Source organism: Arthrobacter wenxiniae (assembly GCF_013376105.1).
Lineage (GTDB): Bacteria > Actinomycetota > Actinomycetes > Actinomycetales > Micrococcaceae > Specibacter > Specibacter wenxiniae.
On the sequence record NZ_JAAMFM010000043.1, the window covers coordinates 1 to 26,992 of the forward strand.

The 26,992-nt window shown below is 69.3% G+C and carries 22 protein-coding genes and 1 pseudogene; 15 read left to right on the forward strand and 8 right to left on the reverse strand.

Features of this window, described 5'->3' with window-relative positions; genetic code table 11:
- Positions 1–150: 150 nt before the first annotated feature.
- The 10 genes from G6034_RS18460 (at position 151) to G6034_RS18500 (ending at position 11,371) form a co-directional block, all read left to right on the forward strand.
- Positions 151–645, forward strand: a complete 495-nt coding sequence (locus G6034_RS18460) for an SRPBCC domain-containing protein (protein WP_176636567.1) — start codon at positions 151–153, stop codon at positions 643–645.
- Between the two features lie 1,296 nt (positions 646–1,941).
- Positions 1,942–3,072 carry a tetratricopeptide repeat protein gene (locus G6034_RS20005; RefSeq protein WP_246296321.1) on the forward strand — a complete coding sequence of 377 codons (1,131 nt, stop codon included), beginning with the start codon at positions 1,942–1,944 and terminating at the stop codon, positions 3,070–3,072.
- Between the two features lie 4 nt (positions 3,073–3,076).
- Complete coding sequence (locus G6034_RS18465) at positions 3,077–4,069, forward strand: HAD-IIA family hydrolase (protein WP_246296323.1); 993 nt, start codon at positions 3,077–3,079, stop codon at positions 4,067–4,069.
- On the forward strand, positions 4,069–4,254 hold the full coding sequence (locus G6034_RS18470) for a hypothetical protein (protein ID WP_176636568.1): 186 nt from the start codon (positions 4,069–4,071) through the stop codon (positions 4,252–4,254). The genes G6034_RS18465 and G6034_RS18470 overlap by 1 nt, the downstream gene beginning before the upstream one ends.
- Complete coding sequence (locus tag G6034_RS18475) at positions 4,251–5,057, forward strand: TlyA family RNA methyltransferase (RefSeq protein WP_176636569.1); 807 nt, start codon at positions 4,251–4,253, stop codon at positions 5,055–5,057. Before G6034_RS18470 ends, G6034_RS18475 begins: the two co-directional genes overlap by 4 nt.
- 26 nt (positions 5,058–5,083) lie before the next feature.
- Positions 5,084–6,184 (forward strand): NAD kinase, encoded by a 1,101-nt coding sequence (locus tag G6034_RS18480; RefSeq protein ID WP_176636570.1) that lies wholly within the window; start codon positions 5,084–5,086, stop codon positions 6,182–6,184.
- Positions 6,177–7,904 (forward strand): DNA repair protein RecN, encoded by a 1,728-nt coding sequence (recN, locus tag G6034_RS18485; protein ID WP_176636571.1) that lies wholly within the window; start codon positions 6,177–6,179, stop codon positions 7,902–7,904. The genes G6034_RS18480 and recN overlap by 8 nt, the downstream gene beginning before the upstream one ends.
- Before the next feature lie 68 nt (positions 7,905–7,972).
- Positions 7,973–9,679 (forward strand): CTP synthase, encoded by a 1,707-nt coding sequence (gene pyrG, locus G6034_RS18490; protein WP_176636572.1) that lies wholly within the window; start codon positions 7,973–7,975, stop codon positions 9,677–9,679.
- Between the two features lie 79 nt (positions 9,680–9,758).
- Positions 9,759–10,379, forward strand: a complete 621-nt coding sequence (locus tag G6034_RS18495) for an NUDIX domain-containing protein (RefSeq protein WP_176636587.1) — start codon at positions 9,759–9,761, stop codon at positions 10,377–10,379.
- The gene (locus tag G6034_RS18500) at positions 10,376–11,371 is read left to right on the forward strand and encodes a site-specific tyrosine recombinase XerD (RefSeq protein WP_176636573.1); all 996 of its coding nucleotides are present in this window, start codon (positions 10,376–10,378) and stop codon (positions 11,369–11,371) included. Before G6034_RS18495 ends, G6034_RS18500 begins: the two co-directional genes overlap by 4 nt.
- Positions 11,372–11,373: 2 nt before the next feature.
- Here the strand turns inward: G6034_RS18500 and G6034_RS18505 are convergent.
- A pseudogene (locus tag G6034_RS18505) lies at positions 11,374–11,672 on the reverse strand (acetamidase/formamidase family protein); the annotation flags it as partial.
- A 171-nt stretch (positions 11,673–11,843) separates the two neighbouring features.
- Here G6034_RS18505 and G6034_RS18510 point away from each other — a divergent pair.
- Positions 11,844–12,365 (forward strand): 8-oxo-dGTP diphosphatase, encoded by a 522-nt coding sequence (locus G6034_RS18510; RefSeq protein WP_176636574.1) that lies wholly within the window; start codon positions 11,844–11,846, stop codon positions 12,363–12,365.
- Here the strand turns inward: G6034_RS18510 and G6034_RS18515 are convergent.
- The 5 genes from G6034_RS18515 to G6034_RS18535 all read right to left on the reverse strand — a co-directional run bounded on the left by G6034_RS18515 (position 12,333) and on the right by G6034_RS18535 (position 17,067).
- Positions 12,333–12,662 (reverse strand): cupin domain-containing protein, encoded by a 330-nt coding sequence (locus tag G6034_RS18515; protein WP_176636575.1) that lies wholly within the window; start codon positions 12,660–12,662, stop codon positions 12,333–12,335. The two genes, G6034_RS18510 and G6034_RS18515, sit on opposite strands and share 33 nt — an antisense overlap.
- 85 nt (positions 12,663–12,747) lie before the next feature.
- The gene (locus G6034_RS18520; protein WP_176636576.1) at positions 12,748–13,899 is read right to left on the reverse strand and encodes a bifunctional 2-methylcitrate synthase/citrate synthase; all 1,152 of its coding nucleotides are present in this window, start codon (positions 13,897–13,899) and stop codon (positions 12,748–12,750) included.
- Between the two features lie 32 nt (positions 13,900–13,931).
- Positions 13,932–14,861, reverse strand: coding sequence for a methylisocitrate lyase (gene prpB / locus G6034_RS18525; protein ID WP_176636577.1), 930 nt, complete (start codon positions 14,859–14,861; stop codon positions 13,932–13,934).
- 1 nt (position 14,862) lies between these two features.
- Positions 14,863–16,383, reverse strand: coding sequence for an MmgE/PrpD family protein (locus G6034_RS18530; RefSeq protein ID WP_176636578.1), 1,521 nt, complete (start codon positions 16,381–16,383; stop codon positions 14,863–14,865).
- A gap of 42 nt (positions 16,384–16,425) precedes the next feature.
- Positions 16,426–17,067 carry a GntR family transcriptional regulator gene (locus G6034_RS18535; protein WP_176636579.1) on the reverse strand — a complete coding sequence of 214 codons (642 nt, stop codon included), beginning with the start codon at positions 17,065–17,067 and terminating at the stop codon, positions 16,426–16,428.
- Between the two features lie 198 nt (positions 17,068–17,265).
- Here G6034_RS18535 and G6034_RS18540 point away from each other — a divergent pair, with 198 nt between their 5' ends.
- The 3 genes from G6034_RS18540 to G6034_RS18550 all read left to right on the forward strand — a co-directional run bounded on the left by G6034_RS18540 (position 17,266) and on the right by G6034_RS18550 (position 22,245).
- A complete protein-coding gene (locus tag G6034_RS18540) occupies positions 17,266–19,167 on the forward strand; it encodes an AMP-binding protein (protein ID WP_176636580.1) in 1,902 nt (633 codons plus the stop codon).
- A gap of 127 nt (positions 19,168–19,294) precedes the next feature.
- The gene (locus tag G6034_RS18545) at positions 19,295–21,001 is read left to right on the forward strand and encodes a class I adenylate-forming enzyme family protein (protein WP_176636581.1); all 1,707 of its coding nucleotides are present in this window, start codon (positions 19,295–19,297) and stop codon (positions 20,999–21,001) included.
- Positions 20,998–22,245, forward strand: coding sequence for a beta-ketoacyl-[acyl-carrier-protein] synthase family protein (locus G6034_RS18550; RefSeq protein ID WP_218064067.1), 1,248 nt, complete (start codon positions 20,998–21,000; stop codon positions 22,243–22,245). The genes G6034_RS18545 and G6034_RS18550 overlap by 4 nt, the downstream gene beginning before the upstream one ends.
- Before the next feature lie 837 nt (positions 22,246–23,082).
- Here the strand turns inward: G6034_RS18550 and G6034_RS18560 are convergent.
- Both G6034_RS18560 and G6034_RS18565 read right to left on the reverse strand, forming a co-directional pair.
- Positions 23,083–23,790 carry a response regulator gene (locus tag G6034_RS18560; protein WP_176636583.1) on the reverse strand — a complete coding sequence of 236 codons (708 nt, stop codon included), beginning with the start codon at positions 23,788–23,790 and terminating at the stop codon, positions 23,083–23,085.
- Positions 23,787–25,454 carry a sensor histidine kinase gene (locus G6034_RS18565; protein ID WP_176636584.1) on the reverse strand — a complete coding sequence of 556 codons (1,668 nt, stop codon included), beginning with the start codon at positions 25,452–25,454 and terminating at the stop codon, positions 23,787–23,789. The genes G6034_RS18560 and G6034_RS18565 overlap by 4 nt, the downstream gene beginning before the upstream one ends.
- A 128-nt stretch (positions 25,455–25,582) precedes the next feature.
- Here G6034_RS18565 and G6034_RS18570 point away from each other — a divergent pair, with 128 nt between their 5' ends.
- Positions 25,583–26,935 (forward strand): cation:dicarboxylate symporter family transporter, encoded by a 1,353-nt coding sequence (locus tag G6034_RS18570; protein WP_176636585.1) that lies wholly within the window; start codon positions 25,583–25,585, stop codon positions 26,933–26,935.
- Positions 26,936–26,992: the final 57 nt, after the last annotated feature.

Below are 26,992 nucleotides of genomic sequence, written 5' to 3' on the forward strand. Positions count from 1 at the left end.
ACCCGCAGGCCTGGCCCCCCGCGGGCGCGGAACCAGCCCGGACGCGCCCACACGAGACCGGCCATCGGCACGAGGCTCACCAACCAGCGAACCCAGGCGGCCCGCGTCGAACATGGGCAACGGGTTCCGCGGCTTGGGTAGTGTGGAGGGATGGACGGTATTTTTTCGCACGCTCCCAAGCCACACGCCGAGCCCGTACAGGAGGAAGGCCCGGGTGCTCGGTCGGCCGCGGTTGTGGTCCCGGCTCAGCCTGAATTTGCGTTTGACGGGTTCACCGACGGCATCCACCTCTGGTGGCCCATGGAAGGCCACAGCGGCTTCGGCGCAGGATCACACGTCGGCTTTGAGGCTCGGAGGCTGTTCGAGGAGGCGCCGGATGGCCGGCAGCAGCTGTGGGCCGACGTGCGAGAGTGGATGCCGCCGTCGGATTTGGTCCTTGACTGGCAACTTGCCGGAGACCCGCTGGCGCCGACCACTGTCACGGTGTCGTTTGACACCGCTGAAGAAGGCACTCGGGTGACACTCGTCCAGGACGGGTGGGCAGCTGGCGGGCTGGGGTGGGAGGAGTACAACAAGTACTGTGATTGGCCACTCATCTTAGCCAGATACGCGAGATTCATGGGTGGGGCGCCGAGCCTCGACTAGACTGTAGTGTGGCCCGTCGGGCCCAAGATTTTGGCAGTATGAGATCAATAGTGAAGAGCGGCTGTTACTGTGCCAGTTAGTGCGCTCACAGGTTTAGGAGTCGGCATGGCTGAGCAACACGGTGGCAACCGCGACGGAAATTCACAAGGACGCAGCGGCGGTGGATTCAACGGTGGCCAAAACCGCGATGGCTCCGGCGAGCGTCCCTACGGCAGTCGTCCTCCTGCGGGGGACCGCAAGGAACGCAAGCCCTACAGCGGCCGTGATGACCGCGGCGGACAAGGCGATCGTCCCTACACAGACCGTGACAACCGCAGTGGTGGGGGCTTTGGTGACCGTCCGGCACGCTCGGGCGGGGACCGTCCCTACGGCGACCGTGACAACCGTGGCGCCCAGGGCGGGGAACGTTCCGCACGCCCCTATGGCGACCGTGACAACCGTGGCGCCCAGGGTGGACGTCCGTTTGGCGACCGTGACAACCGTGGCGCCCAGGGCGGGGAACGTTCCGCACGTCCCTATGGCGACCGTGACAACCGTGGCGCCCAGGGTGGACGTCCGTTTGGCGACCGTGACAACCGTGGCGCCCAGGGCGGGGAACGTTCCGCACGTCCCTATGGCGACCGTGACAACCGCGGCGCCCAGGGCGGACGTCCCTATGGCGACCGTGACAACCGCGGCGCCCAGGGCGGACGTCCCTATGGCGACCGTGACAACCGCGGCGCCCAGGGCGGACGTCCGTTTGGCGACCGTGACAACCGCAGTGGTGGGGGCTTTGGTGACCGCCCGGCACGCTCGGGCGGGGACCGTCCCTATGGCGACCGTGACAACCGCGGCGCCCAGGGCGGACGTCCGTTTGGCGACCGTGACAACCGCAGCGGTGGGGGCTTTGGTGACCGCCCGGCACGCTCGGGCGGGGACCGTCCCTATGGCGACCGTGACAACCGTGGCGCCCAGGGCGGACGTCCGTTTGGCGACCGTGACAACCGCAGCGGTGGCGGTTTTGGTGACCGTCCGGCACGCTCGGGCGGACGTCCCTACGGCGACCGTGACAACCGTGGCGCCCAGGGCGGACGTCCCTACGGCGACCGTGACAACCGCAGCGGTGGGGGCTCTGGTGACCGTCCGGCACGCTCGGGCGGACGTCCCTACGGCGACCGTGACAACCGTGGCGCCCAGGGCGGACGTCCCTACGGCGACCGTGACAACCGCGGCGGTGGGGGCTTCGGTGACCGCCCGGCACGCTCGGGCGGGGACCGTCCCTACGGCAACCGGGACAACCGTGGAGCCGATCGTCCCATGGTCAACGGCCGCCGCGACGACCGCAAGCCCTTTGGAAACCGGGACGACCGCCCGACCCGCTCAGACGGAGACCGGCCACACAACAGCCGTCCCCACCACGACCGTGAAGACGCAGGCACCCGCACGCCGCCGGCCCACAATGCAGCCGATCTGCGCAGCTCCAACAGGGCCGACCGGGGACGCTCGCCAGAGATCGACCAGGACGTCACCGGCGAAGAGCTCGACAAGGTGACCCGGGCGCAACTGCGCATCCTGGACTCCCGCAACAATGAATGGGTGTCCAAGCACCTGGTGATGGCCGGCAGGCTGATCGACTTCGAGCCGGAGCTGGCCTTCGAGCACGCGCTGGCTGCAAGCCGCCGCGGCGGCCGGCTCGCCTGCGTTCGTGAAGCAGTCGCCATGACGGCCTACGCCGCAGGCAACTACGCAGAAGCCCTGCGGGAACTGCGCACCTACCGCCGCATCAGCGGCTCGAACGTCCACCTGCCCCTCATGGCCGACTGCGAACGCGGGCTGGGACGCCCGGACAAGGCCCTGGACCTCATCAAGTCCGAGGAAGCTGAAACACTGGACACCGCCGGCAAGGTGGAGCTCGCCATCGTGGAGTCCGGCGCCCGCGGCGACCTCGGCGAGCTCGATGCGGCATTGTCCGTGCTGGAAATCCCGCAGCTGGACATGAACCGCGCCTATTCCTACAGCCCCCGCCTCTTCCGCGCCTATGCCATGGTGCTCCGTGCAGCCGACCGAAAGGTCGAGGCCAAGAAATGGGAGCACCAGGCCGTGGTGGCCGAGGAAGCACTGGGGCTTGACGACAGCACAGACTCGATCATCGTGGACCTGGGCGGCGACGAGGACAACCCCTTGGACGCGCCGCGCGTCCGCGTCTCCGACGTCATGGAACCCGTCACCGCACCGGATTCCGCCGGGGACAACGCACCGGCCAACGAACACGATGAGCCCGAGGTCGACGACGCCGAGTCCGACTACTTTGAGTCAGATGACCCCGAATCGGACCTCGATAGCGCCGAGGACGACGTGGACGGACCGGGCGGGGAGCCCGACGAGCTTGATCCCCGCGAAGACGAGCACGGCCCCCGGGACGGCGAGTCCGGACCGCTGGAGGACTAGGGCCTTGCCTGCGGAAACCTTGCTGACCGGCTTTGACGCCGTCCTTGCCGACCTGGACGGCGTGGTGTACGCCGGGCCCCACGCGATCCCCGGCGCCATCGACGCACTGGTGGGGCTGGCCGGCGCAGGCGTGAAGCTGGGCTATGTGACCAACAACGCGTCACGCACGCCGGCCCACGTTGCCGCGCACCTGCGCGAACTCGGTGCCCCCGCGGACGACGACCAGGTGGTCAGCTCCGCCCAGGCCGGCGCCGCCCTGCTCGCTGAAAAGTTCCCGAAGGGCAGCAAGGTCCTGGTGGTGGGCAGTGCGGCGCTCGTCCGCGAAATCGAGCTGGTGGGCATGACGTCGGTGCGCAGCGCCAAGGACACCCCGGACGTCGTTATCCAGGGATTTGAACCCACGCTCGGCTGGGAGGCCCTCGCCGAGGCCGCCTACGCCATCAACGCCGGCGCCGCCTGGATCGCCACCAACACGGACACCACCATCCCGCAGCCCAGGGGGATCGCACCCGGCAATGGGGCGCTGGTGGCGGCCGTGCGTGCCGCCGTCGGCCATGACCCGCTGGTGGCCGGGAAGCCGGAGGCGCCCCTGTTCCACACGGCGGCCAAGCGCTTTGGCGCCGGCAGCCCGCTGGTGGTCGGGGACCGCCTCGACACCGACATCCTGGGCGGCAACAACGCCGGCATGGCCACCGCCCTGGTGCTCACGGGCGTCGACTCCGCGGAATCTGCGCTTACGGCCAAGTCCGCCGAACGCCCTCGCTTCATCATTGAAACCCTCAAGGAGCTGTACCAGCCGTATCCCGAGGTGGTGCACGACGCCGGACGCGTCACCTGTGGTGCCGCTGCCGCGGCCGTCCATGACGGCGTGCTGACCGTCACCGGAAACGAAAACGACGTCAACGCCTGGCGCGCCGCCTGCGCCGCCTGGTGGGCAGCCGTGCCGGAATCGGACACTCTGACGGATCCGCAACTGGTGTGGAAAGATCCGGACTAGTGGACGAACAACCAACGGGTGACCCCGCAGTGGACGCGATTGTGGCCCGCGCCGCAGGCGCCTCCGCACTGCCCACCGGCGGGCACAACTTGCTTTTCACATCGCTCATGGAGGCGCTGCAGCGTGAACTCGACGCCGATCCGGCAGCAGACATGGCCGGCGGACCGGCGAACGGAGCCGGATGACCCGCCTTGACCAGGAACTGGTAAACCGCCGGCTGGCGCGCTCGCGCACCCGGGCGGCCGCCCTGATCAGGGCGGGGCAGGTCAGCGTCAACGGGCTCACCGCCGCCAAGGCCTCCTTGGCCGTCACCGCTGAAGCCTCCATCGAACTCGCCGGCGACGGCGGTCCCGACTACGTCTCCCGCGCCGGCCACAAGCTGGCCGGCGCCCTGGCCTGCTTTCCGCAGGTCACCGTCGCAGGCAAGCGCTGCTTCGACGCCGGCGCCTCCACCGGTGGCTTCACCGACGTCCTGCTGCGCAACGGCGCGGCCCGGGTGGCCGCCGTCGACGTGGGCCACGGCCAGCTCGTCCAGGAACTGCGCGGCGATCCCCGCGTGGACGTCCACGAAGGCGTCAACATCCGCTACATGGACGCCGCTGAGATCGGCGGACCCGCCGACCTGACAGTATGCGACCTTTCCTTCATTTCCCTCACCATGGTCATGGCGCCGCTGGCGCTGGCGACGCGCCCGGGCGGGGACCTGCTTCTCATGGTCAAGCCGCAGTTCGAGGTGGGCCGGGAGCGGCTGGCGAGGACCGGCGTCGTCAGCAGCGACAACGAACGGCGCCGGGCTGTGGCGCAGGTGGCCCGGGCCGCCGTGGCCAACGGGCTGGCGCTGCGCGGGTTGGGGACCAGCACCCTGCCAGGGCAGGACGGAAATGTGGAGTATTTTCTGTGGGCAAGCCGCGAAGTGTCGGCGGGGGCACATAAGATCGAAGAACAGGGCCGTGCCGTGGAGAAATTGCTGGCACAGCTCTGGCCCTGACGCCTACCTTGAGGAAGCCCAAGCACATGACGCGCCGCGTGTTGATTCTGGCCCACACCGGGCGCGAGGAATCGATGATTGCCGCCCTTGAGGCGTGCGTGCATCTCCACGCCAACAACATTGTGCCCGTCATGTACGCGGACGAGCTGGCGGACATGACCGGCTACCTTGGCGTCTCCGATGTCAGCATGGAAATCCTGGACCGCGACGTCACCCTGGCGGACATTGAACTCGTCATGGTCCTCGGCGGCGACGGGACCATCCTGCGGGCGGCGGAACTGGTGCGCGACCACGACCTCCCGCTGCTGGGCGTCAACCTTGGCCACGTGGGGTTCCTCGCCGAAAGCGAGCGGGCGGACCTGATCCAGACCGTCGACTGGGTGGTGCGGCGCGAGTACTCAGTGGAGGAGCGCATGACCCTGGACGTGAAGGTCCGGGTCAAGGGCAGGGTGGTCACCCACACGTGGGCGCTGAACGAGGTGGCCCTGGAAAAGGGCAACCGCGAACGCATGATCGAAGTCGTCACCGAGGTGGACGGCCGCCCGCTGAGCTCCTTTGGCTGCGACGGCGTGGTCATGGCCACGCCCACGGGCTCCACCGCGTACGCCTTCTCCGCCGGCGGGCCCGTGGTCTGGCCCGAGGTCGAGGCCCTGCTCATGGTGCCCATCAGCGCCCACGCACTCTTCGCCAAGCCCCTCGTTGTGGCCCCGACGTCCACGCTGGCCGTGGAAGTGCTCACCCGCAACGGCGCCCACGGCGTGATCTGGTGCGACGGCCGCCGCACCGTGGACCTGCTGCCCGGCGCGCGCATCGAGGTCACCCGGTCCAACCAGCCCGTGAAGCTTGCCCGCACCCAGCAGTCGCCGTTCTCCGAACGCCTGGTGCGCAAGTTCGAGCTGCCCGTCCAAGGCTGGCGTGGCCCGTCCGGCCAGGAAGCCGCGCCGCCCACCACGCCGCTGCCCGTCATCCGCACACCCAAGCCCAAGACCCAGCCGGACGCGCCCCACGCCGGGACTCTGCCCACCGTGCCGGACCTGACCGTCACCCACGGCGCGGCCACGGGGGATCCGGGCGTGCACAACAATCAGCCCAACACGATTGAGGGGGCCTGGCCGCTCCATGATTGAGGAAATACGTATCCGCGACCTCGGGGTCATCTCCGAGGCCACGCTGCCGCTGGGCCCCGGCCTGAGCGTGGTCAGCGGCGAAACCGGCGCCGGTAAGACCATGGTGGTGACCGCCGTCGGGCTTCTGCTGGGAAACCGGGCCGACGCCGGGGCGGTGCGCAACGGCGCGAGGAGCGCCTCCGCGGAGGCAACACTGACCCTCCCCGCCGGCCATGCGGCCCTGGCCCGGGCCCAGGAGGCCGGGGCGGACATTGACGAGTTCGACGGCGGGGCCGGGCTGATCCTGGCCCGCACCGTGAGTGCCGACGGGCGGAGCAGGGCCCACGTGGGCGGGCGCAGCGCCCCCATCGGCGTGCTGGCCGAGCTGGGGGAGACCCTGGTGGCCGTGCACGGCCAGTCGGACCAGATCCGGCTCAAGGGCGCCGGGCCGCAGCGCGAGGCACTGGACAAGTTCGCCGCGGAAGCCGAAAGGAAATTCCCCGCCGCGATGGCCACGTATGTGGAGGTCTTTGAACGCTGGCGGGCGTCGCAGGCGGAGCTGGAACTGCTGCGCAGTTCCAGCCGGGAACGGCTTCGCGAGGCCGAATCGCTGGCGACCGCCCTGGCGGAGATCGACTCCGTGGCGCCCCGGGAGGCCGAGGACGAACTCCTGAAGGCCGAGGCCGTCAAGCTGGGCAACGTCGAGGAGCTGCGCCGGGCGTCCCTGGGGGCACACGAGGCCCTGCTGGCCGAGGACTACGGCGACGGCGCGGATGCCGTGACCCTTGTCGACACGGCCAAGCGGCTGCTGGACACCGTTGCCGACGCCGACAGCGAACTGGCCGAGCTCGGCAAGCGCGTGTCCGAGGTGGGCTACCTCCTGGCGGACATTGCCCGGGACCTTGCCGGCTACGCCACGTCGCTGGATTCCGAAGGGCCCGGTCGGCTGGCCGAGGTGGAGGACCGCCGCGGCGAACTGGCCGTCCTGGTGCGCAAGTACGCGCCCACGATCACCGAGGTCCTGGACTGGGCGGACCACGCCCGGGCGCGCCTGGACGAGCTCACCGACGACTCCGGCCGGATTGAAACCCTGGAGGCCGCGGTGGCGGCGTCCCTGGCCGAACTCGAGACCCTTGCCGCCAACGTCACCACCCTGCGCCGGGCCGCGGCGGACTCCCTGTCCAGGAAAGTTAGCGCGGAACTCAAGGCGCTGGCCATGCCGGACGCCAGGCTGGTCATTGAACTGGCGCCGGCCGAGCGCGGCATCCACGGCGCCGACGACATCACGTTCCTGCTCCAGCCGCACGCCGGCGCCTCGCCGCGGCCGCTGGGCAAGGGGGCCTCGGGCGGCGAGCTCTCCCGGGTGATGCTGGCGCTGGAAGTCGTGCTGGCCGCCGTCGACCCCGTCCCCACCTTCGTGTTTGACGAGGTGGACTCGGGCGTGGGGGGCAAGGCCGCCGTCGAAATCGGGCGCAGGCTCGCCATGCTGGCCCGGCACGTGCAGGTCCTGGTGGTCACCCACCTGCCGCAGGTTGCGGCGTTCGCGGACCAACATATCCTTGTCACCAAGAGCTCTGTGGGCAACAACTCCACGGGCATCACCACCAGCAACGTGCGCCTCCTGGACGACGGGGAGCGGGTGCGGGAGCTGGCCCGGATGCTGGCAGGACAGGAGGATTCGGCGACAGCGCAGGCCCACGCCAGGGAACTGCTGGAAGATGCGAGGGCGACAACGCCGTAGGACGGATGCGCCACCTCCCGGCGGCCATCTGCGTGGCGGGACGTGGCGGACCAATATTGGCTCACAAGATGATAGGCTCGAATTCCGTGGTGCAACGATCAAATTCCCGGTTCAGTGGTCAGTCCAAGACGACCAAACACATCTTCGTCACCGGCGGTGTCGCGTCTTCGCTCGGCAAGGGGTTGACGGCTTCCAGCCTCGGCCACCTGCTCCGCGCACGCGGCCTGTCGGTCACAATGCAAAAGCTCGATCCCTACCTTAACGTGGATCCGGGCACTATGAATCCCTTTCAGCACGGCGAGGTCTTCGTCACGGACGACGGCGCCGAAACAGACCTCGACATCGGCCACTACGAGCGCTTCCTCGACGAGAACCTCGAAGGCTCCGCCAACGTCACCACGGGCCAGGTGTACTCCACGGTCATCGCCAAGGAACGCCGCGGCGAATACCTCGGCGACACCGTCCAGGTCATCCCGCACATCACCGATGAGATCAAGCGCCGCATGCGCCTGCCCGCCGAGGGCCCGCACGCCCCGGACGTCATCATCACCGAAATCGGCGGCACCGTGGGGGACATCGAGTCCCAGCCGTTCCTCGAGTCCGCACGCCAGGTGCGCCAGGACATTGGCCGCAACAACGTATTCTTCGCCCACGTCTCCCTGGTGCCGTACATCGGCCCGTCGCAGGAACTGAAGACCAAGCCCACGCAGCACTCCGTGGCCGCCCTGCGCTCCCTGGGCATCCAGCCGGACGCCATCATCCTGCGCTCCGACCGGGTCCTGCCCGAGGCCATGCACGCCAAGATCGGCCGCGCCTGCGACGTGGATGTTGAAGCCGTGATCGGCTGCCCCGACGCCCCCAGCATCTACGACATCCCCAAGACCCTGCACTCCCAGGGCCTGGACTCCTACATCGTCCGCGCCCTCGACCTGCCGTTCAAGGACGTGGACTGGACCAAGTGGGACGCCCTGCTTGAGGCCGTCCACAACCCCTCGCACCACATTGAAATTGCCCTGGTCGGCAAGTACATCGACCTGCCCGACGCCTACCTTTCCGTGACGGAGGCGCTGCGTGCCGGCGGCTTCGCCAACAGCACCCAGGTCAAGATCCGCTGGGTCCCCTCCGACGAATGCGCCACGGAGGCCGGCGCCCTCAAGGCCCTCGCCGACGTGGACGGCATTTGCGTGCCGGGCGGCTTCGGCATCCGCGGACTGGAAGGCAAGCTGGGCGCGCTGAAATACGCCCGCGAAAACCAGGTCCCCACCCTGGGCCTGTGCCTCGGCCTGCAGTGCATGGTCATTGAATACGCCCGCGACGTGGTGGGCCTGGAAGGCGCCTCCTCCTCCGAATTTGACGTGAACCCGAAGTACCCCGTCATCGCCACCATGGAAGAGCAGCTGGACATCGTGGACGGCAAGGGCGACCTCGGCGGCACCATGCGCCTGGGCCTGTACCCGGCCGTACTCACCGAAGGCTCCGTCGTCGCCGAAACCTACGGCCGGACGGACGTCGCCGAACGCCACCGCCACCGCTACGAGGTCAACAACAAGTACCGGGACCAGATTGCCGCCGCCGGCCTGGTGTTTTCCGGCACGTCGCCGGATGGCAAGCTGGTGGAATTCGTGGAGCTGCCCCGCGAGGTGCACCCGTACTACGTCTCCACCCAGGCCCACCCGGAACTGAGCTCGCGGCCCACCCGCCCGCACCCGCTCTTTTCCGGCCTGGTCGCCGCCGCGCTGGAGCGCCAAAACGCCACGCGCCTCCTGGAGGTATAGCACGGCCATGACCTCACCCGGCACGCCGTCGACGGCGGACACGCAGCCTTCCGCTGTTGACGCACAGCCCGTGGCGGACATGCCCAGCCTCCGCGCACTCCAGTCCAGCTCGACTGTGTACCAGGGGAGGATCTGGGACGTGGTGTCGGACACCTTCAGCCTGGCGCCCGGGACGGAACCGCTGACCCGCGACTATATCGCGCACCCGGGCGCGGTGGCCGTCGTCGTGCTCAATGACAAGAGCCAGGTGCTGCTGCTGCGCCAGTACCGGCACCCCGTCCAGATGGACCTGTGGGAGATTCCGGCCGGGCTGCTGGACGTGGAGGGCGAGGACTTTGTGGCGGGCGCCGCCCGCGAGCTGGCCGAGGAAGCTGACCTGGAAGCGGCGGACTGGCATGTGCTGGCCGATTTCTTCAATTCGCCGGGCTCCTCCAGCGAGGCCATCCGGATCTACCTGGCCCGCACCATCTCCTGGATTCCCGAGGCCGAGCGGCACGTGCGCACGGACGAGGAAGCCGAGATCCAGTTCCGCTGGGTGGACCTGGACGACGCTGCCGCGGCGGTCCTGGAGGGGCGCATCCACAACCCGTCGGCGGTGGTCGGCATCCTGGCGGCCCAGTCGGCGGCCCGGGACGGCTTTGCCGCGCTGCGGGACGCCCGCGCCCCTTGGCCGGCGCACCCCAGCCAACGCGGCCGATGAGCGGCGCGGCAGTTGCCGGCAGGCCCGCGGCCGCGCCCGGCCCCGCCGTCGGCGCCACCGAGTTGGGCCGGGCCATCGGGGACTATCTCCAGCACGTAGGCGTGGAGCGCGGCCTGGCCGCCAACACGCTGCAGGCCTACCGCCGCGACCTGCTGCGCTACGAACACTTTCTGGCCGGCCTGCCCGTGACGGCCCCCGGTGAGATCACCCGGCACCACGTGACGGCTTTTGCCCAGGCGCTGGCCGACGGCGGCGACGGCGGTTCCGCGCTGGGCCTGCGTTCCGCCGCGCGCACCGTTGTGGCCGTGCGCGGGCTGCACAAGTTCTGGGCGCTGGAGGGGCTGACGGATGCGGACCCCGCCGCGGACGTGCATCCGCCGATGCCCGGGCGGCGCCTGCCCAAGGCCATCAGCGTTGGCGACGTCACCGCCATCCTTGAGTCGGCCGGCTCGGGCGGCTCCGCGGGGCTGCGCAACACGGCGATGCTTGAATTCCTCTACTCGACGGGCGCCCGCATCAGCGAGGCGGTGGGTCTGGACGTGGACGACCTCGTGCTCTCCGGCCCGGAGTCGGACGGCCCGTCCCTCGTGCGGCTGTTCGGCAAGGGCTCCAAGGAGCGCCTGGTGCCGATCGGCTCCTACGCGCTGCGGGCACTGGAGGCCTACCTGGTGCGCGGCCGCGGCAGCCTGGCCGCCAAGGGCAAGGGAAACCCGGCGCTGTTCCTGAACACCCGCGGCGGCCGGATCAGCCGCCAGAGTGTGTGGAGCATCCTGAAAGTTGCGACCGAACGCGCCGGCGTCACCGCGGACGTCTCCCCGCACACGCTGCGGCACTCCTTCGCCACCCACCTGCTGGAGGGCGGCGCCGATGTCCGCGTGGTCCAGGAACTGCTGGGCCACGCCTCCGTGACCACGACGCAGGTCTACACCCTGGTCACGGCTGAGACGCTTCGGGAAGTCTATGCCGCCGCCCACCCAAGGGCGCTGGGGTAAGTCTCGAAGGTCCCGGGCCGGCGCCCTTCGATGGGCGCGGCGCCCAGCGGCAGGTAGGCCTGCTCGGGGTGTACCCACACTTGACCAGGTAGTCGATGGCGTGCAGGCAGGCCCGCTGGTGGGAGGGGTGTGAATCGAGATGGCGCTGTTCGCCGCCGGGCATGACAGAGGACCCGCAGAAGGCCAGCCATTCACCGAACAGCGGCTCCACACGCCCGGGCATGAAGATGGCATTCTCGCCTACCCCGCAGGCTTCCATGCCTCCCTGGATCAGGTCCACGCGCAGGTCGATGAAGCCGCCGCCGTTGTTGCGCGAAAAGATGCCGGTGCATCGGACCGACCGACACCGCGCCCCGGCGGTTGGAGCACGTGGCCCGGGCCCCGGAGACGGCGACGCCACATTCACGGGGATCCGCGAAAAGCGTGCCGCGCCCTGGGGCACGACGCCGGGTCCGCGGCTTACGCTGGAACCATGACTGCCGCCGAGGTAACCCTGTGCTTCCTGCTCCGCACTTCCCATGGTGCGGAGCAGGTCTTGCTGGGGCTGAAAAAGACAGGCTTTGGCAGCGGCAAGGTGGTGGGGATCGGCGGGCACGTGGAACCCGGGGAAATCACTGCCGGGGCCATCTGCCGGGAGGTGCGGGAGGAAACCTCCATCACGGTGCGCCAGTCCGACCTCCTCCCGGCCGGGACGGTGGACTTTGTGTTTCCGGCCAAGCCCGGATGGGACATGGCCACCACCGTCTACCTTTGCCGCAACTTTGTTGGCGAAGCCCGGGAGAGCGACGAGATTGCCCCGCGCTGGTACCCGGTCTCGCAGCTGCCGGAGGCACAGATGTGGGCGGATGCCATTCACTGGCTGCCGGCATTCCTGGCGGGGGAGCGGGCCCGGTGGCGCATCGAAATGAACCCGGACAACGAGACCGTCGCCTCGAGCACCCGCACCCCGTTGCCTGTCGAGTCAGGGCTTGGCGACGGTCAGCAGAAAAGTTGAGTCCTCCAGGGCCTTGACGGAGTGCCGCGTGTTGGGCACCACCAGGTGGTCCCCGGAGGACCCCTCCCAGGAGACCGCGCCCGAGGCAAGCACCAGGCGGCCGCTGAGCACCTGCAGCGTGGCTTCGCCCGGGTTGTCGTGTTCGTCCAGCATCGAGCCGGCGGTCAAGGCGATCACCGTTTGGCGCAGGACCCGCTCATGCCCGCCGTAGACGGTCCGGGCGCTGCGCCCGTTGGTGCCTGTCTTGGCGTTTCCCAGCAGTTCCCTGGCCAGTGCGGTCAGCGACGATTTTTCCACGGTGCTCCTTCTAATGTGCGCGGTGTGAGCTAAGTCCCAATTACACTACCTGCAATCACGGGCCGATGGTGGTGGACCCGACACGTCAACGGGCGGGGCCGCCCAGGTGGCGTTCGTCCACGCCGTTGTAGGCGCTCAGCGGGCGGATCAGCGCGTTGGCGGCCCGCTGTTCCATGATGTGCGCGGTCCAGCCGGTGATGCGCGAGGCGATGAAGATGGGCGTGAACATGTCGGTGTCGAAGCCCATCAGGTGATAGGTGGGCCCGGCGGGGTAGTCCAGGTTCGGCTTGATCGCCTTGGCCTCCTCCATGGCCTGCTGCAGCCCGTCGTAGAGGCCCAGTATCTCCGGCCGGTCGAAGTGGGCAATCATTTTGTCCAGCGCGCCCTTCATGGTGGGCACGCGGGAATCGCCGTTCTTGTACACGCGGTGCCCGAAGCCCATGACCTTCTTCTTCTGGGCCAGGGCGTTTTCCATCCAGGCCTTGGCCCGGGCCGCGGCCTCCTGGCGGGTCTCCTCCTTGCGGATGCCGATTTCGTCGAAGGTGTGCATGACGGCCTCGTTGGCGCCCCCGTGCAGTGGGCCCTTCAGGGCGCCGATGGCGGCGGTGACGGCCGAATGCAGGTCCGAGAGCGTGGACGTCACCACCCGCGCCGTGAACGTGGAGGCGTTGAAGGAGTGCTCGGCGTAGAGCACCATGGAGACGCGGAAGGCATCAACCACCTCGGGGGCGGCCTCCTCGCCAAACGTCATCCACAGGAAGTTGTGCGCGTAGTCCAGGTCCTCCCGCGGCTCCACCGCGCCCAAACCCCGGCGGCGGCGCTGGTCGTAGGCGACAACCGCCGGGAACTGGGCAAAGAGCGACTTTGCCTTCTCCAGCTCGGCCTCGCGCGAGGAGTCCTCGGCCAGGGCATGGTTGGCGCCCATGACCGAAACGGCCGTGCGGCCCACATCCATGGGGTGGCAGTCCAGCGGCAGCAGATCGATGGCGGCGCGCACGCTGGCGTCCAGCGCCCGGTTGGCCCGTTCAAAGGCCTCGAACACTGTCAGCTCTTCCTCGGTGGGCAGTTCGCCGGTCCACAGCAGCAGGGCCACTTCCTCAAAGGACTTGCCGGCGGCCAGTTCCTGCACCGGATAGCCGCGGTACAACAGGGAGTTGGACTCCGGGTTCACCTTGGAAATGGCGGTGTAGTCGGCCACGACGCCGGCCAGGCCCTTGTGTACGTCTTCGTCGCTCACGGTGGTGCTCCTTTTTACGGAAGTCGTTGTTTCTAGAGGTTAGCGTTGTTCGTGGTGATGTCCAGCCCTGGAACCTGGAAGTTGAATATGCCCGTGTCGAATTGGTTGTACGCCTCGTAGTCAACCAGTTCGTAGAGCCGGGCGCGAGTGAGCATGTCCGGGACGGCCGCTTCCTGCGTGCCGTCCGCGGAAATGGCATCCAGCACCCGTTCGGCTGCGCCCATGGCACTGCGCAGCAGGGTCACCGGGTAGATGATCATGGCCACGCCGGCCCCCGCCAGGGCGTCCCGGGTGAACAGGACGCTCTTGCCAAATTCCGTCATGTTGGCCAGCACCGGCACGTTGACGGCCTTGCACACGGCCTCGAACTCGGAGACGTCCTTCATGGCTTCCGGGAAGATGGCGTCGGCCCCGGCGTCCACCAGCGCCTTGGCGCGGTCGATGGCCACGGCCAGGCCCTCCACGGCACGGATGTCGGTCCGGGCCATGATGAGGAAGTTCGGATCGCGGCGGGCGTCGGCGGCGGCGGCAATGCGCTTGACCGCAGTGTCCAGGTCCACCATGTTTTTCCCGTCCAGGTGGCCGCAGCGCTTGGGGTTGAACTGGTCCTCGATATGGCAGCCGGCAAGGCCCGCGTTTTCCAGTTCCTGGATGGTGCGGGCCACGTTCATCGGCTCGCCAAAGCCCGTGTCGGCGTCGATGAGGCACGGCAGGTCCGTCATGCGGGCGATCTGCCCGCCGCGGGCCGCCACCTCGGTCAGGGTGGTCATGCCGATGTCGGGCAGGCCCAGGTCGTTGGCGAGGACCGCGCCGGAGATGTAGACGCCGTCGAACTTCTTTTCCTCAATCAGCCGGGCCGAGAGCGGGTTGAACGCGCCGGGGAACTGGCGCGCGGCGCCCGGGACCAGCATGGCCCGCAGGTCCCGGCGCTTCTCCTCGGCCGTTTTCTTCGAGTACAGCATGTTAGAACAGTCCCTTGGGTGCGGCGGCGAGGTCGACGACGCCGGGTGCTGCGGTGATGTTGAGCTGGTCCAGTTCCCCTGCGGCAAGGTTGGGGAGGTTTTCCGCTGCCGCGATGAAGCGGTCAATTTCAGCTTCCTCGACGAGGCCGGCGGCCAGGGTGCGGAACTTGTTGATGTACTGGGCGCGGGCGAACGGCCGGGCACCGAGGGGGTGGGCGTCGGCCACGGCGATGGAGTCGGTGATGACCGTCCCGTCGTTGAGCGTGATCTCCACGGTGCCGCCAAAGGCCTTCTCCGCGATGTCCAGGGAGTGGTAGCGGCGCGTCCACTCGGCGTCCTCCTCCGTGGTGACCTTGTGCCACAGCTCCACGGTGTCGGCGCGGCCGGCACGCTCGGGGGAGTAGGAGTCCACATGGTGCCAGGAGCCGTCCTGGAGGGCCACGGTGAAGATGTACGGGATGGAGTGGTCAAGGGTTTCCCGCGACGCGGTGGGATCGTACTTCTGAGGGTCGTTGGCGCCGGAGCCGATCACGTAGTGGGTGTGGTGGCTGGTCTTGATCAGCACGGACTTCACGTTGGCCGGGTCGGTGGCCTCCGGGTGTTCGCCGTGGAGCTTGCGGGCAAGGTCGATCCACGCCTGGGCCTGGTATTCGGCCGAGTGCTCCTTGGTGTACGTGTCCAGGATGGCGCGCTTGGCTTCACCCTCGGCCGGCAGCGGCACGGTGTATTCGGCGTCGGGGCCGTCCAGCAGCCAGGCGATGACGCCGTCCTCGCCCTCGTAGATCGGCACGGGGGAGGTCTGCCCGCGCATGGCGCGGTCGGCGGCCTCCACGGCCATCTTGCCGGCAAACGCGGGGGCGTGCGCCTTCCAGGTGGAGATCTCGCCCTTGCGGGACTGGCGGGTGGCCGTGGTGGTGTGCAGGCCCTGGCCCACGGCCTGGAAGATGGTCTCCACCTCGAGGTTGAGCAGGGTGCCGATGCCGGCCGCGGCCGACGGGCCGAGGTGGGCCACATGGTCGATCTTGTGCTTGTGCAGGCAGATGGCCTTGACCAGGTCCACCTGGATCTCGTAGCCGGTGGCGATGGCGCGCAGCAGCTGGGCGCCCGAGGCGCCGGTGTGCTGGGCGACGGCGAGGATCGGCGGGATGTTGTCCCCGGGGTGGGAGTATTCCGCGGCCAGGAAGGTGTCGTGGTAGTCGAGCTCGCGCACGGCCACGCCGTTGGCCCAGGCTCCCCATTCGGGGGAGACCTTCTCCGTGATGCCGAAGACGGAGGCGCCGGCGCCTCCCGTGGAGGGTGCGTGGGCCAGCGCCTGGGCGCGGGCGGCGACGATGGGCCCGCGGTTCAGGGACGCGATGGCGACGGAGGCGTTGTCGATGATGCGGTTGATGACCATGTCCGCCACCTCGGCCGTGACGGCGACGGGGTCGGCGGCGACCCTGGCGATCTTGTAGGCGAGCTGGTCCTCACGGGGGAGGTTTTCTTCGCTCTTGTAGACGCGGACGTTGTGCTGGATAACCATGGGGGTTCCTTTGCAGGGTGGGGTGGACAGGTGGTGCAGGCGTCAGGGTGTTGCGCCGCCCTGGAGCAGGTGGCGGAGGCTGTTGTCGAGGTGGACGGTGGTGGCGGCGCTGGCGACCGTGGCATTGCCGTTGGCGATCGCGAGGGCAATGTCGCCGTGTTCCCGGGCGGCCTCGCGCAGCCGGGAGGGGTTGTCCTTGGAGAGCCGGCGCACGCGCACCAGGTGCACGCGCAGGCTTTTCAGGGCCTGGGCCAGGTAGTGGTTTCCGGCGGCGGCGTCGATGGCGGTGTCCAGCTCGCCGGCCAGGCGGTAGTAGCTGTGACGCGTGGGGTCCTGGTCGGTGAGGAGGCGGCCGGCGTCGCAGAGCTGGCGGTGCAGTTCGAGGAACACCTCCCGGTCCCGGTTCCGCGCGGCCAGTTCCGCGGCGCGGCATTCCAGGGCCGAACGCAGTTCAAAAAGCTCCTCGACGTGGTCCAGGGAGATGCCGCTGACCACGGTGCCGCGGCCGCTCTGGGGTTCGGCCAGGCCCTCGGCCGTCAGCCTGGCGAGGGCTTCCCGGACGGGAGTGCGTGAGACGCCCAGACGTGCGGACAGCTCCACTTCGGCCAGGACCGTGCCCGGCGGCAGCCGCCAGTCCACGATGTCGCCGCGCAGCGTGGCATATGCCTTCTCGCCTGCCCGCATGACCCGCTCCGTCCGCCCGCCGCCCTGATCCGGAGGCTGTTGCCCCGGCTCCCCTCAGTGTATACATAGATGCGAAAATTGGCTAGCGATCCGCAAGAAGTTCCGACAAAACAGGAATTATGTATACAAAACGCTTGCCTCCGTGCGCCGCGACCCGCTAGCATGACAGGCATCACATCAACGCGGATGGAGGACGCCATGTCCCGGAACGGCCGTAAGTACACCGACGAATACCGGCGCAGCCTGGAGGACCCGGAGGGGTATTGGCTGGACGCTGCACGGGCCGTGGCCTGGGACGTGGAGCCCACGCAGGCCTACAGCGGGGCGGACGCCCCCATCAGCCGTTGGTTCCCGGACGGCGAGCTCAACACCTCGTTCAACGCCCTGGACAGGCACGTGGCGGCCGGCCGGGGGGACCAGCCGGCGCTCATCCACGACTCCGCCATGCTCGGGGGCACCACCACCTACACCTACAGTGAACTGACTGCCGCCGTGGCCGCCTTCGCCGGAGTGCTCCGCGCCCAGGGGGTGGGCAGGGGGGACCGCGTGGTCATCTACCTCCCCATGATTCCGGAGGCAGCCATCGCCATGCTGGCCGCGGCCCGCCTCGGCGCCGTCCACTCGGTGGTGTTCGGCGGATTTGCGGCCAACGAGCTGGCCGTGCGCATCCGGGACGCCGCGCCGAAGGTTGTGGTGACCACCTCGGGCGGCCTGGAACCGAACCGCCATGTGGAATACCTGCCCACAGTCCACGAGGCCCTGGCCACGGCGGGCGCACCCGAGCTGCCCGTCATCGTCAAGCACCGCGACGGCTTTGCCACGGACCCGGGCGACCTGGACTGGAACCATGTGGACTGGGACGCCGCCCTGGCAGGGGCCCGGCCGGCGGCGCCCGTCCCCGTAAAGGCCACCGACCCGCTGTACATCCTGTACACCTCCGGGACCACGGGGGCGCCCAAGGGGGTGGTCCGGGACAACGGGGGGCACGCCGTCGCACTTCTGTGGACCATGGCGAACCTCTACGACATCCACGCCGGCGACGTTTGGTGGACGGCGTCGGACGTGGGCTGGGTGGTGGGGCATTCCTACATTGTGTACGGGCCGCTGCTGGCCGGTGCCACGACGGTCATGTACGAGGGCAAGCCGGTGGGCACGCCCGATGCCGGCGCGTTCTGGCGTGTCATTTTCCAACACCGGGTGAAGGCCCTGTTCACCGCCCCCACCGCCCTTCGCGCCATCCGCAAGATGGACCCCGAGGCGGCCTTGATGGGGAAGTACGACGTCGGCACCCTCCAAACGCTCTTCACCGCCGGGGAGCGCCTGGACACCGACACCTACCACTGGGCCTCCAGGGTGCTCGGGGTGCCCGTGGTGGACCACTGGTGGCAGACCGAGACCGGCTGGGGGATCGTGGGCAACCCGCGCGGGCTTGAGCCGCTGCCCATCAAGGCGGGCTCGCCCACGCTGCCCATGCCCGGCTACGACCTGCGCATCGTGGACGGCCTGGGGGAGCCCGTGGCCGCCGGCCAGGAGGGCAACATTGTGCTGCGGCTGCCGCTGCCGCCGGGCACGCTGACCACCCTGTGGGGCGACGACCAGCGCTATGTGGACTCCTACCTCAGCGCCTTTGACGGCTGCTACGCCACCGGCGACTCCGGCTACGTGGACGAGGACGGCTACGTGTTCGTCATGGGCCGCACCGACGACGTCATCAACGTGGCCGGCCACCGACTGTCCACCGGCGCCATTGAACAGGTGGTGGGCAAGCACCCGGCCGTGGCCGAATGCGCCGTGATAGGGGTGGCGGACGCCCTCAAGGGGCAAAAGGCCGTGGGCTTCGTGGTGCTCAAGAGCGGGGTCTCCATTGCGGCCGATGTTTTGCAGAAGGAACTCGTCGCCCTGGTCCGCAAGGAGATCGGGCCCGTGGCCGACTTCAAGAACGCCACCATCGTTGACGCGCTCCCCAAGACCCGCTCGGGGAAGATCCTGCGCAAGACCATGCGCCAGATTGCCGACGGGGACGCCTACACCGTGCCCTCCACCATCGAGGACCCGGCCGTCATCGACGCGCTGGTCCCGATCCTCGCCCCGGGGCGGTAGCCGCTGCCCCTTGACGCCCCGGCGGGCCAGAGTAGGGTGCATACCAAGGCCCCCGCGGCGAGGTGCGGGCGGGCGGCCCCACGGCATTGCCCGCCGCTGCGGCCGGGCCCGGGGAAGGGGACGAACCATGGTGTACGACGCGAGCCGCTTCAAGGACTACTTCGAACATGACTTCACCTACGACGCCGGCTTCCGCCGCAACGTGGGCCGGTTCGGCCGGCACGTGGCCATGGTGGACCCGGCGGCGGGCCGCGAATGGACCTACGCCGAACTGGACGCCGACGTCGACAGGCTGGCGGCCGCGCTCGCCGGCCTGGGCGTGGGCGAGGGCGGCCACGTGGCCTACCAGCTGTTCAACTGCGTCGAATTTGCCCGGCTCTACCTGGCCACCCAGCGCCTCGGCGCCGTCGGCATCCCGCTGAACTATCGGCTGTCCTCCGGTGAAACCGCACTGATCCTGCGCGACAGCGAACCCTCCGTCTTCATCTTTGACGCCGCCGTGGCGGACGCGGCGCTCGCCGCCGTGGAAGCGGCGGGCTCGTCCGCCGTCGTGCTGTCCGTGGGGGAGGCGGGCGACGCCGCGCTGCCGGAGACCGTGCGCTCCCTGGCCGACGTCGTGGCCGCCGCCCCCGATGCCCCGCCAAGGCGGGCCGGGAGGGCCTCGACTTATGCGGAAACCACGCGGCTGTACACCTCCGGCACGACGGGCCGGCCCAAGGGGGTGTCGCTGCCGTCGATCGTGGAGGTCATGAGCGCCCACGACGTCATCATGCACTTCCCGCTCACCCCGCAGGACAGGACGCTGAACATGACGCCCTGGTTCCACCGCGGCGGGCTGTATTCGGGCGGCCCGAACCCCCTGTTCTACGTGGGCGGCTCGGTGGTGCCGCTGCGCGCCTTCGACCCCGCCACCGTGCTGGACTGGGTGGGCCGGTACGGGCTGACGTTCCTGATCGGGGCCCCGGTGTCGCTGGCCATGCTCGCCGACGAACAGGAAAGGAGCCCGCGTGACCTCTCCGGGCTGCGCGGCATTGTCACCATGGGGGCGCCGCTGACCAAGGCGGCCGCGCTGCGGTACCAAAGCCTGCTCACCCCCCGCATCTTCAATGGCTACGGCACCACCGAGGCATTCTGGAACACCTTCCTGCGCCCCGAGGACCTGCCGGAGCACGCGGGCACGGCGGGGAGGGCGTGCACCGACGACGACGTCGCGCTCGTCAAGGTGTTCCCCGACCGCCGGGCCGAGCCGCACGAGCTGGCCGCCCGGGACAACGCCGAGCAGGGCGAGATCATCATGCGCACCCCCAAGTCCGGCTTCAGCTATGCCAACCTGCCGGAGGCCAACGAGGAAAGGTTCGTGGACAACTGGCTGTACTCCGGCGACCTCGGCACCTGGGACGGCGACGGATACGTGACCATTGTGGGGCGCAAGGACGACATGATCATCTCCGGCGGCGAAAACATCCACCCCGTCCAGGTGGAGGAGGTGCTCGGCTCGCATCCGGGCGTGGGCGACAGCGTGGTGGTGGGCCTGCCCGACGACCACTGGGGCAGCAAGGTGGTGGCCTACGTGGTCCGCCGTGACGGCGCCGTCGGTGCGCAGGCCACGGCCGACGGGCTGGACAGGCACTGCCTGGCCAGCCCGGAGCTGTCCGACTTCAAGCGGCCCCGCGCCTACGCCTTTGTGGACAGCGTGCCCCTGACCGCCACGGGCAAGAAAATCCACTACCAGCTGGCCGCACGGGCCGTGGGCGACGCGGCTGCCGGCCTGTTCGAGGAACCGGCGGCGCGAAACGGCGGCCACTCCCTCCGGCAGCCCGGGGAGCAGCGGTGAACGGCAGGGACGGCGCCGGGCGCGTGGTGATCACGGGGATCGGCGCGCTCACCCCGCTCGGCAACACGGCACCGGCCACGTGGGAGGCGATGCTGGCCGGGCGCAGCGGTGTGGGAACCATCACCGCCTTTGACGCCACCGGGTTCAGCACCACCATTGCAGCGGAGGTCAAGGGCTTCGACCCGGCCGGGCTGCTGCCCGTCAAGCGGCTCAACAGGTCCTCGCGCTGCACCCAGCTGGCCATCGCCGCCGCCCGCGAGGCCCTGGCCGACGCGGGGCTGGGGCCCACGCTGGAAGGCACCGAGGCCGCCGTCGTCCTTAACAGCGCGGTGTCCGGCTTCCCGGAGATCGAGGAGGCCGTGCACGTGCTGGGCGAGCGCGGGGCACGGTACGTCAGTCCCAGCTTTGTGGCCTCCGCGCTGACCAACATGGCCGCCTGCGAGGTGGCGATCGACTTGGGCGTGCACGGCTGGGTCAACGCCAGCGCGCTCGCCTGCGCCAGCGGCACGCACGCCCTGCTCGAGGCCCGGCGACTGCTGCTCGACGGGGACGCCGACGTGGTGGTGGCCGGGGGAGCCGACGCCGCGATCACCCCCGTCATGTTTGGCGGGCTCACGGCCATGCGCGGGTTGTCCACAAGCAACGGCTGCCCGCAGGAGGCCTCCCGCCCGTTCGACGCCGGGCGCAACGGCTTCGTGTTTGGCGAAGGCGCCGTCGTGTTCATCCTGGAGCGGCTCTCCGACGCCAGGGCGCGCGGCGCCCGCGCCTACGCGGAAGTCTCCGGCGGGGCCATGACGGCCGACGCCTTCCACATCGTGGCCCCCGAACCCGCCGGCACCTACGCGGCCCAGGCAATCACGAAGGCGCTGGGCAAGGCGCGCCTCGACCCGTCCGACGTCGAACTTGTCTGCGCCCACGGCACCTCGACGAAGGCCAACGACAAGACGGAAACCGCTGCCATCCACCAGGCCTTTGGCGCGCACGCGGCCGCGCTCGCCGTGACGGCGCCCAAGTCCATGGCCGGGCATCTGATCGGGGCCGCCGGCGCGCTCGGCGCGCTGGTGTGCGTGCGGGCCATTGCCGAGTCGGCCGTGCCGCCGACCATCAACTACAACGATCCGGACCCCGAGTGCGACCTCGACTACGTGCCCAACCAGGCCCGCGCGATGGCCGTCCGCCACGCCGTGACCAACGCCTTCGGATTTGGCGGGCAGAACTGCGTGGTGGCCTTCTCCGCCGTCTGACGGCGCGCGCCGTTCGAGGTGACGACAGCTCCCGCGGCTCAACTTCGAAACAACCGCGCCCCCACCGGAACGGGCCCGGCCAACCCCTGGCGCGCAAGGCCTTGCGGCCGGGCGCGACGGCGGCCTTTCCCTCATCGGCGTCGAGCATGCTCTTGGCAATTCTTGGGTGCGTCCAGCCCAATTGGATCGTGAGTCTGTCGCGGGCGCCGTCGATGGACTGCTGCCTGTCCTCCGGATGGTGTCCGCCGTCGTCTTCCACGGTTATTTTCCATTCCGGCAGCGCGAGGTCCGCAGCGGCGACGTCACGGCCATGCCCTGAAACGTGGCGGCCTCGCCCGGCCGGAATCCCCTGTGATGTCGTTCAATGCCCGCCCGCCACGGCGGGGAGCTGGCGGCATCCCTGGAAATGTGTACTTCAAAACTGCCGGCCAGCCAGGGCGGAAACGGCATCCCCCTAGCAGCGAGCGCCGCCGCGCTGTGGCTTGCGGTTCCGCCCGGCGCAAGCTCGAGCAGCGGCCGGACACGGGCAGCGAGTGGCTGTTGCATTCCCCACTGTTGCATTCCCCACGGCTGAATTCCCCACGGCTGAATTCCCCACGGCACGCGGATGCCGCGACTGGGCGTGTACAGGTCCGGGCCCGTCGTCCGGCGGCGGCTGATGCCGGAGGCACCGGACCCGCCCACCGTGAACGATCGTCCGCGCAACCATGCGGGGAGGGGCTGGGGGTTTGTCATTGCACCAGTCTGGCTGGAATTTGACTTCGCTTTCCTTAGTTATCCACAGACTGCGTCGGGGACCGGGAAAACGCCGCCCGCTTTGCCGCCTGGGAGCGGTCGTTATCTCGGATCTGGACGGTGCCAGCGGTATTCGAGTTCCGGGCGGCCCGGCGATCCGTGCCGGGGGGCCTTCGTCGCGGAGCCGGTTTCCACCAGGTGGTCCAGGTACCTCCGGGCCGTGACCCTGGACATGGCCAGCCCCGCAGCCGCCTCCGTGGCGGAGGCGGGCGCGTCCTGCCCCCGAAGCCAGTCGGCCACCGCCCTGAGCGTCTCGGGCAGCATGCCCTTCGGGAGTCGCAGCTTCCCGCTGGGCCGCAGCGCCGACAGGGCCCGGTCGATCGCGTCCTGGCTGGTGTGCGAGCGGTCCGCCAGGGCGTCGTGGTAGCCGCGGTAGCTTTCCAGCTTCTCCCGGAAAGCGGCGAAGGTGAACGGCTTGATCAGGTATGCCGTGATGCCCAGCGCGATGGCCGAGCGCACCACCTGGATTTCCTGCACGGCCGTGATGGCCACCACGTCCGGCACCAGCCCGAGTCCGTGGATGCGCCGCAACAGGTCCAGGCCGTGCCCGTCGGTCAGGTTCATGTCCAGCAGCACCAGCTGGATGGAAGGGGTGGCGGGATTGTTGAGCACGGCCAGGGCGGCACCCATGCCACCGGCGGTCGCCGCCACCTCAAAGCCGTCCAGCCGCCGCACGTAGTCGGCGTGGGCCGCCAGGGCGATCGGTTCGTCGTCCACCACCAGCACCCTGATGGGCGTGGGGCCACTCATGCCGGATCCTGGACGGCGGTGGCGAGGGGCACGACGGCGGTCATGACGGCGCCGCCGTCGTTCTCGGCGGTGAGGGTGCCCCCCAGGGCGGCGGTGGCGCGGCGGATCAAGGCTATTCCGTAGCCCCTGCCGCCGGGGGCTCCGGACGCCTTCTCCGTGGTTCCGATCCGGCCCAGCACGTCCAGGTCCGTGGTGGGCAGGCCTGGACCGTTGTCGGCCACCGTGAGTGTGAGGGCGCCGTCGGCCACCAGCAGGTCCGCCCAGACGGTGGGGTCGCCGTCGTGTCCGGCCGCCGCGTCTATGGCGTTGTCCACCAGGTTCCCCAGCAGGGTCACGAGTTCGCGGGCGTCCAGCCTGCCTGGCGGCAGCGTGCCTGAACCGCTCAGTTCCAGCCGCACACCGCGTTCATCCGCCTGCGCGGCCTTGCCCACCAGCAGGGCGGCGAGAAAGGGTTCGTCCAGGGTGCCCACAAACTCCCCGCCCAGCCGGACGGTGTCGGAAAGGTCGGCCGTGGCAAAGTCGAGCGCCTCCCGGGCCCGGTCCAGCTCGATCAGGGAAATGATGGCGTGGAGCCGGTTGGCGTGCTCGTGCGTTTGGGACCTCAGCGCCTCCACCAGTGTCTGGGTGCTGCTGAGGCTGCCGGCCAGGGTGGTCAATTCGGTGTGGTCCCGCAGGGTGGCCACCGTGCCGGCCCGGGCGTTGTTTCCCGGCGCCACGGCCGGCCGCTGGCTGACCACCAGCAGGCGGTCGCCGGCGAGGTGGACCTCGTCGGTGGCGGTGCGGCCGCTGCGCAGCAGCTCCCTGAGCGAGTCGGGGAGGGTGAGGGAGTCCAGTTGTGGCGCGGCGGGGGACGCCAGGCCGCGGGCCTCCCGCCGCCGGGGGCCGTGCGCAGATTGTCCCGCCGGGCCCCCGGCGGGGGCGTCCATGCCCAGCAGGAGGGCGGCGTGGTCGTTGTAGAGGACCATGGAGCCCCGGGTGTCCACCAGCACCAGGCCCTCGCGCACGGAGTGGAGCACGGATTCGTAGTAGGCAAACAGCTGGGCCAGCTGTTCCGGGCCCCAGCCAAGAGTGACACGCTTGAGATACCGGCCCAGCAGCCAGGCCGCCAGGGATCCGGCCACCAGGAGCGCCGCCGCCAGGCCCAGCACGTCCGGGAGCCGGGCGGCAACGAGCACCTGCACGTTGCTGACCGTCACACCGGCCGCCACCATGCCCTCGACCGTCCCGGCCTGGTCCTTGATGGGGACTATGACGCGGACGGAGGGCCCCAGGGTGCCCGCCGTGGTCTCAAAGTAGGTGTGCCCGGCCTGCGCCTGGGCGATGGATCCCACGTACGCCTTGCCGATTTCCGCCGGATTGGGGTGGGTCCAGCGGATGCCCCGCGGGTCCATGATGGTGATGAAGTCCACACGGGCGTCGCGCATGACTGACTGCGCGTAGGGCTGCAGGACGGCGGAGGGGTTGGCGGACCCGGCGGCCGAGAGCACCATGGGGGAGTCGGCCAGCGCCGTGGCGACGGACAGCATGCGCTGGCGGGTCTGCTCATAGGTGCGGGAGCCGGCGTCGTTCACCATCACGGCGGCCACGCCCGCGGTCAACAGCAGCACAAAGAGCAGGTTGGCAGTGAACAGCCTCGTGGCGATACTCCAGCCGCGCCAAAACATCCAGGTACCTTTCGTGCGACCAATATGAACGCAACGGTGAGATAAGTCACGCCGCCGGGCAATCTTATGTGAGGCGGATCGCACGCCACATCCACCAATGCTAATCACAAGGACCACAAGGAGTGACAATGAGCTCTCAACGAGGAGGGACGGCCACCATGGCAAAGCCGGCGCGGCGCAAAATGGACAAGACCCACTGGCTATACGTCGCGGTCATCGCGGCCGTGGTCCTTGGGGCCGCGATTGGCCTGATGGCCCCGGACCTGGGCAAGTCGCTCAAGCCGCTGGGCACCATGTTCATCGCCCTCATTAAAATGATCATCGCCCCCATCATCTTCTGCACCATCGTGCTGGGGGTGGGCTCCATCGCCAAGGCGGCAACCGTCGGCAAGGTGGGCGGGCTGGCGCTGCTGTACTTCATGGTGATGTCCACCGTGGCGCTCGCGATTGGACTGGTGGTCGGCAACATCGTCCACCCCGGTTCCGGCCTGCACCTGCAGCCGTACAAGACTGCCGCGGCGTCGGCGGACAGCGGCACCGTGAAGTTCCTGATGGACATGATCCCGGGCGACATCCCGGTGCTGCCCACCCTGGTGCTGGCGCTGCTGGTCGGCTTCGCCCTCCAGTCCATGGGCAAGTCCGGCGAGCCGGTGCTCAACGCCGTGAAGAACATCCAAAAGGTCGTCTTCAAGCTGATGATGATGATCATGTGGGTTGCCCCCGTGGGCGCGTTCGGCGCCATCGCCGCCGTCGTCGGCGCCACCGGCTGGGCCGCCATCGGCTCCATGGCCATTCTCATGGGTGCGTTCTACCTGACCTGCGCCCTGTTCATCGTCGTCATCCTCGGCTCGCTGCTGCGCGTGGTCACCGGCCTGAACATCTTCGCCCTGATGCGCTACCTGGCCCGCGAATACCTGCTGATCTTCGCCACCTCCTCCTCCGAGTCTGCCCTGCCGCGCCTGATCGCCAAGATGGAGCATGTGGGCGTGTCCAGGCCCGTGGTGGGCATCACCGTTCCCACCGGCTACTCCTTCAACCTTGACGGCACCGCCATCTACCTGACCATGAGCTCACTGTTCATCTCCAACGCCATGGGCATCCCGATGAACCTCGGCGAACAGATCGGCCTGCTGGTGTTCATGGTGATCGCCTCCAAGGGCGCGGCCGGGGTCACGGGCGCCGGGCTGGCCACGCTGGCCGCCGGGCTCCAGGCACATAAACCGATCCTGCTGGACGGCATGGGCGTCATTGTGGGCATCGACAAGTTCATGTCCGAGTGCCGCGCCCTCACCAACTTCACCGGCAACGCGGTTGCCGCCCTGCTGGTGGGCAAGTGGACGCACGAACTCGACATCGACCAGGCGCGCGAGGTCCTCTCCGGCCGCAGCCCGTTCGACGAACTGTCCCTCGAGCCGGACGGCCACTCCGCCGGGCACGACGACGCGCCGGTGGCGGGAGAACGCGTGCCCGCCGTGGTGTAGTTCTCGCACGCAGGCCGTCGGGGGGGCCCCCCACCGGGGGGGGGCGCCCCCCGGGGG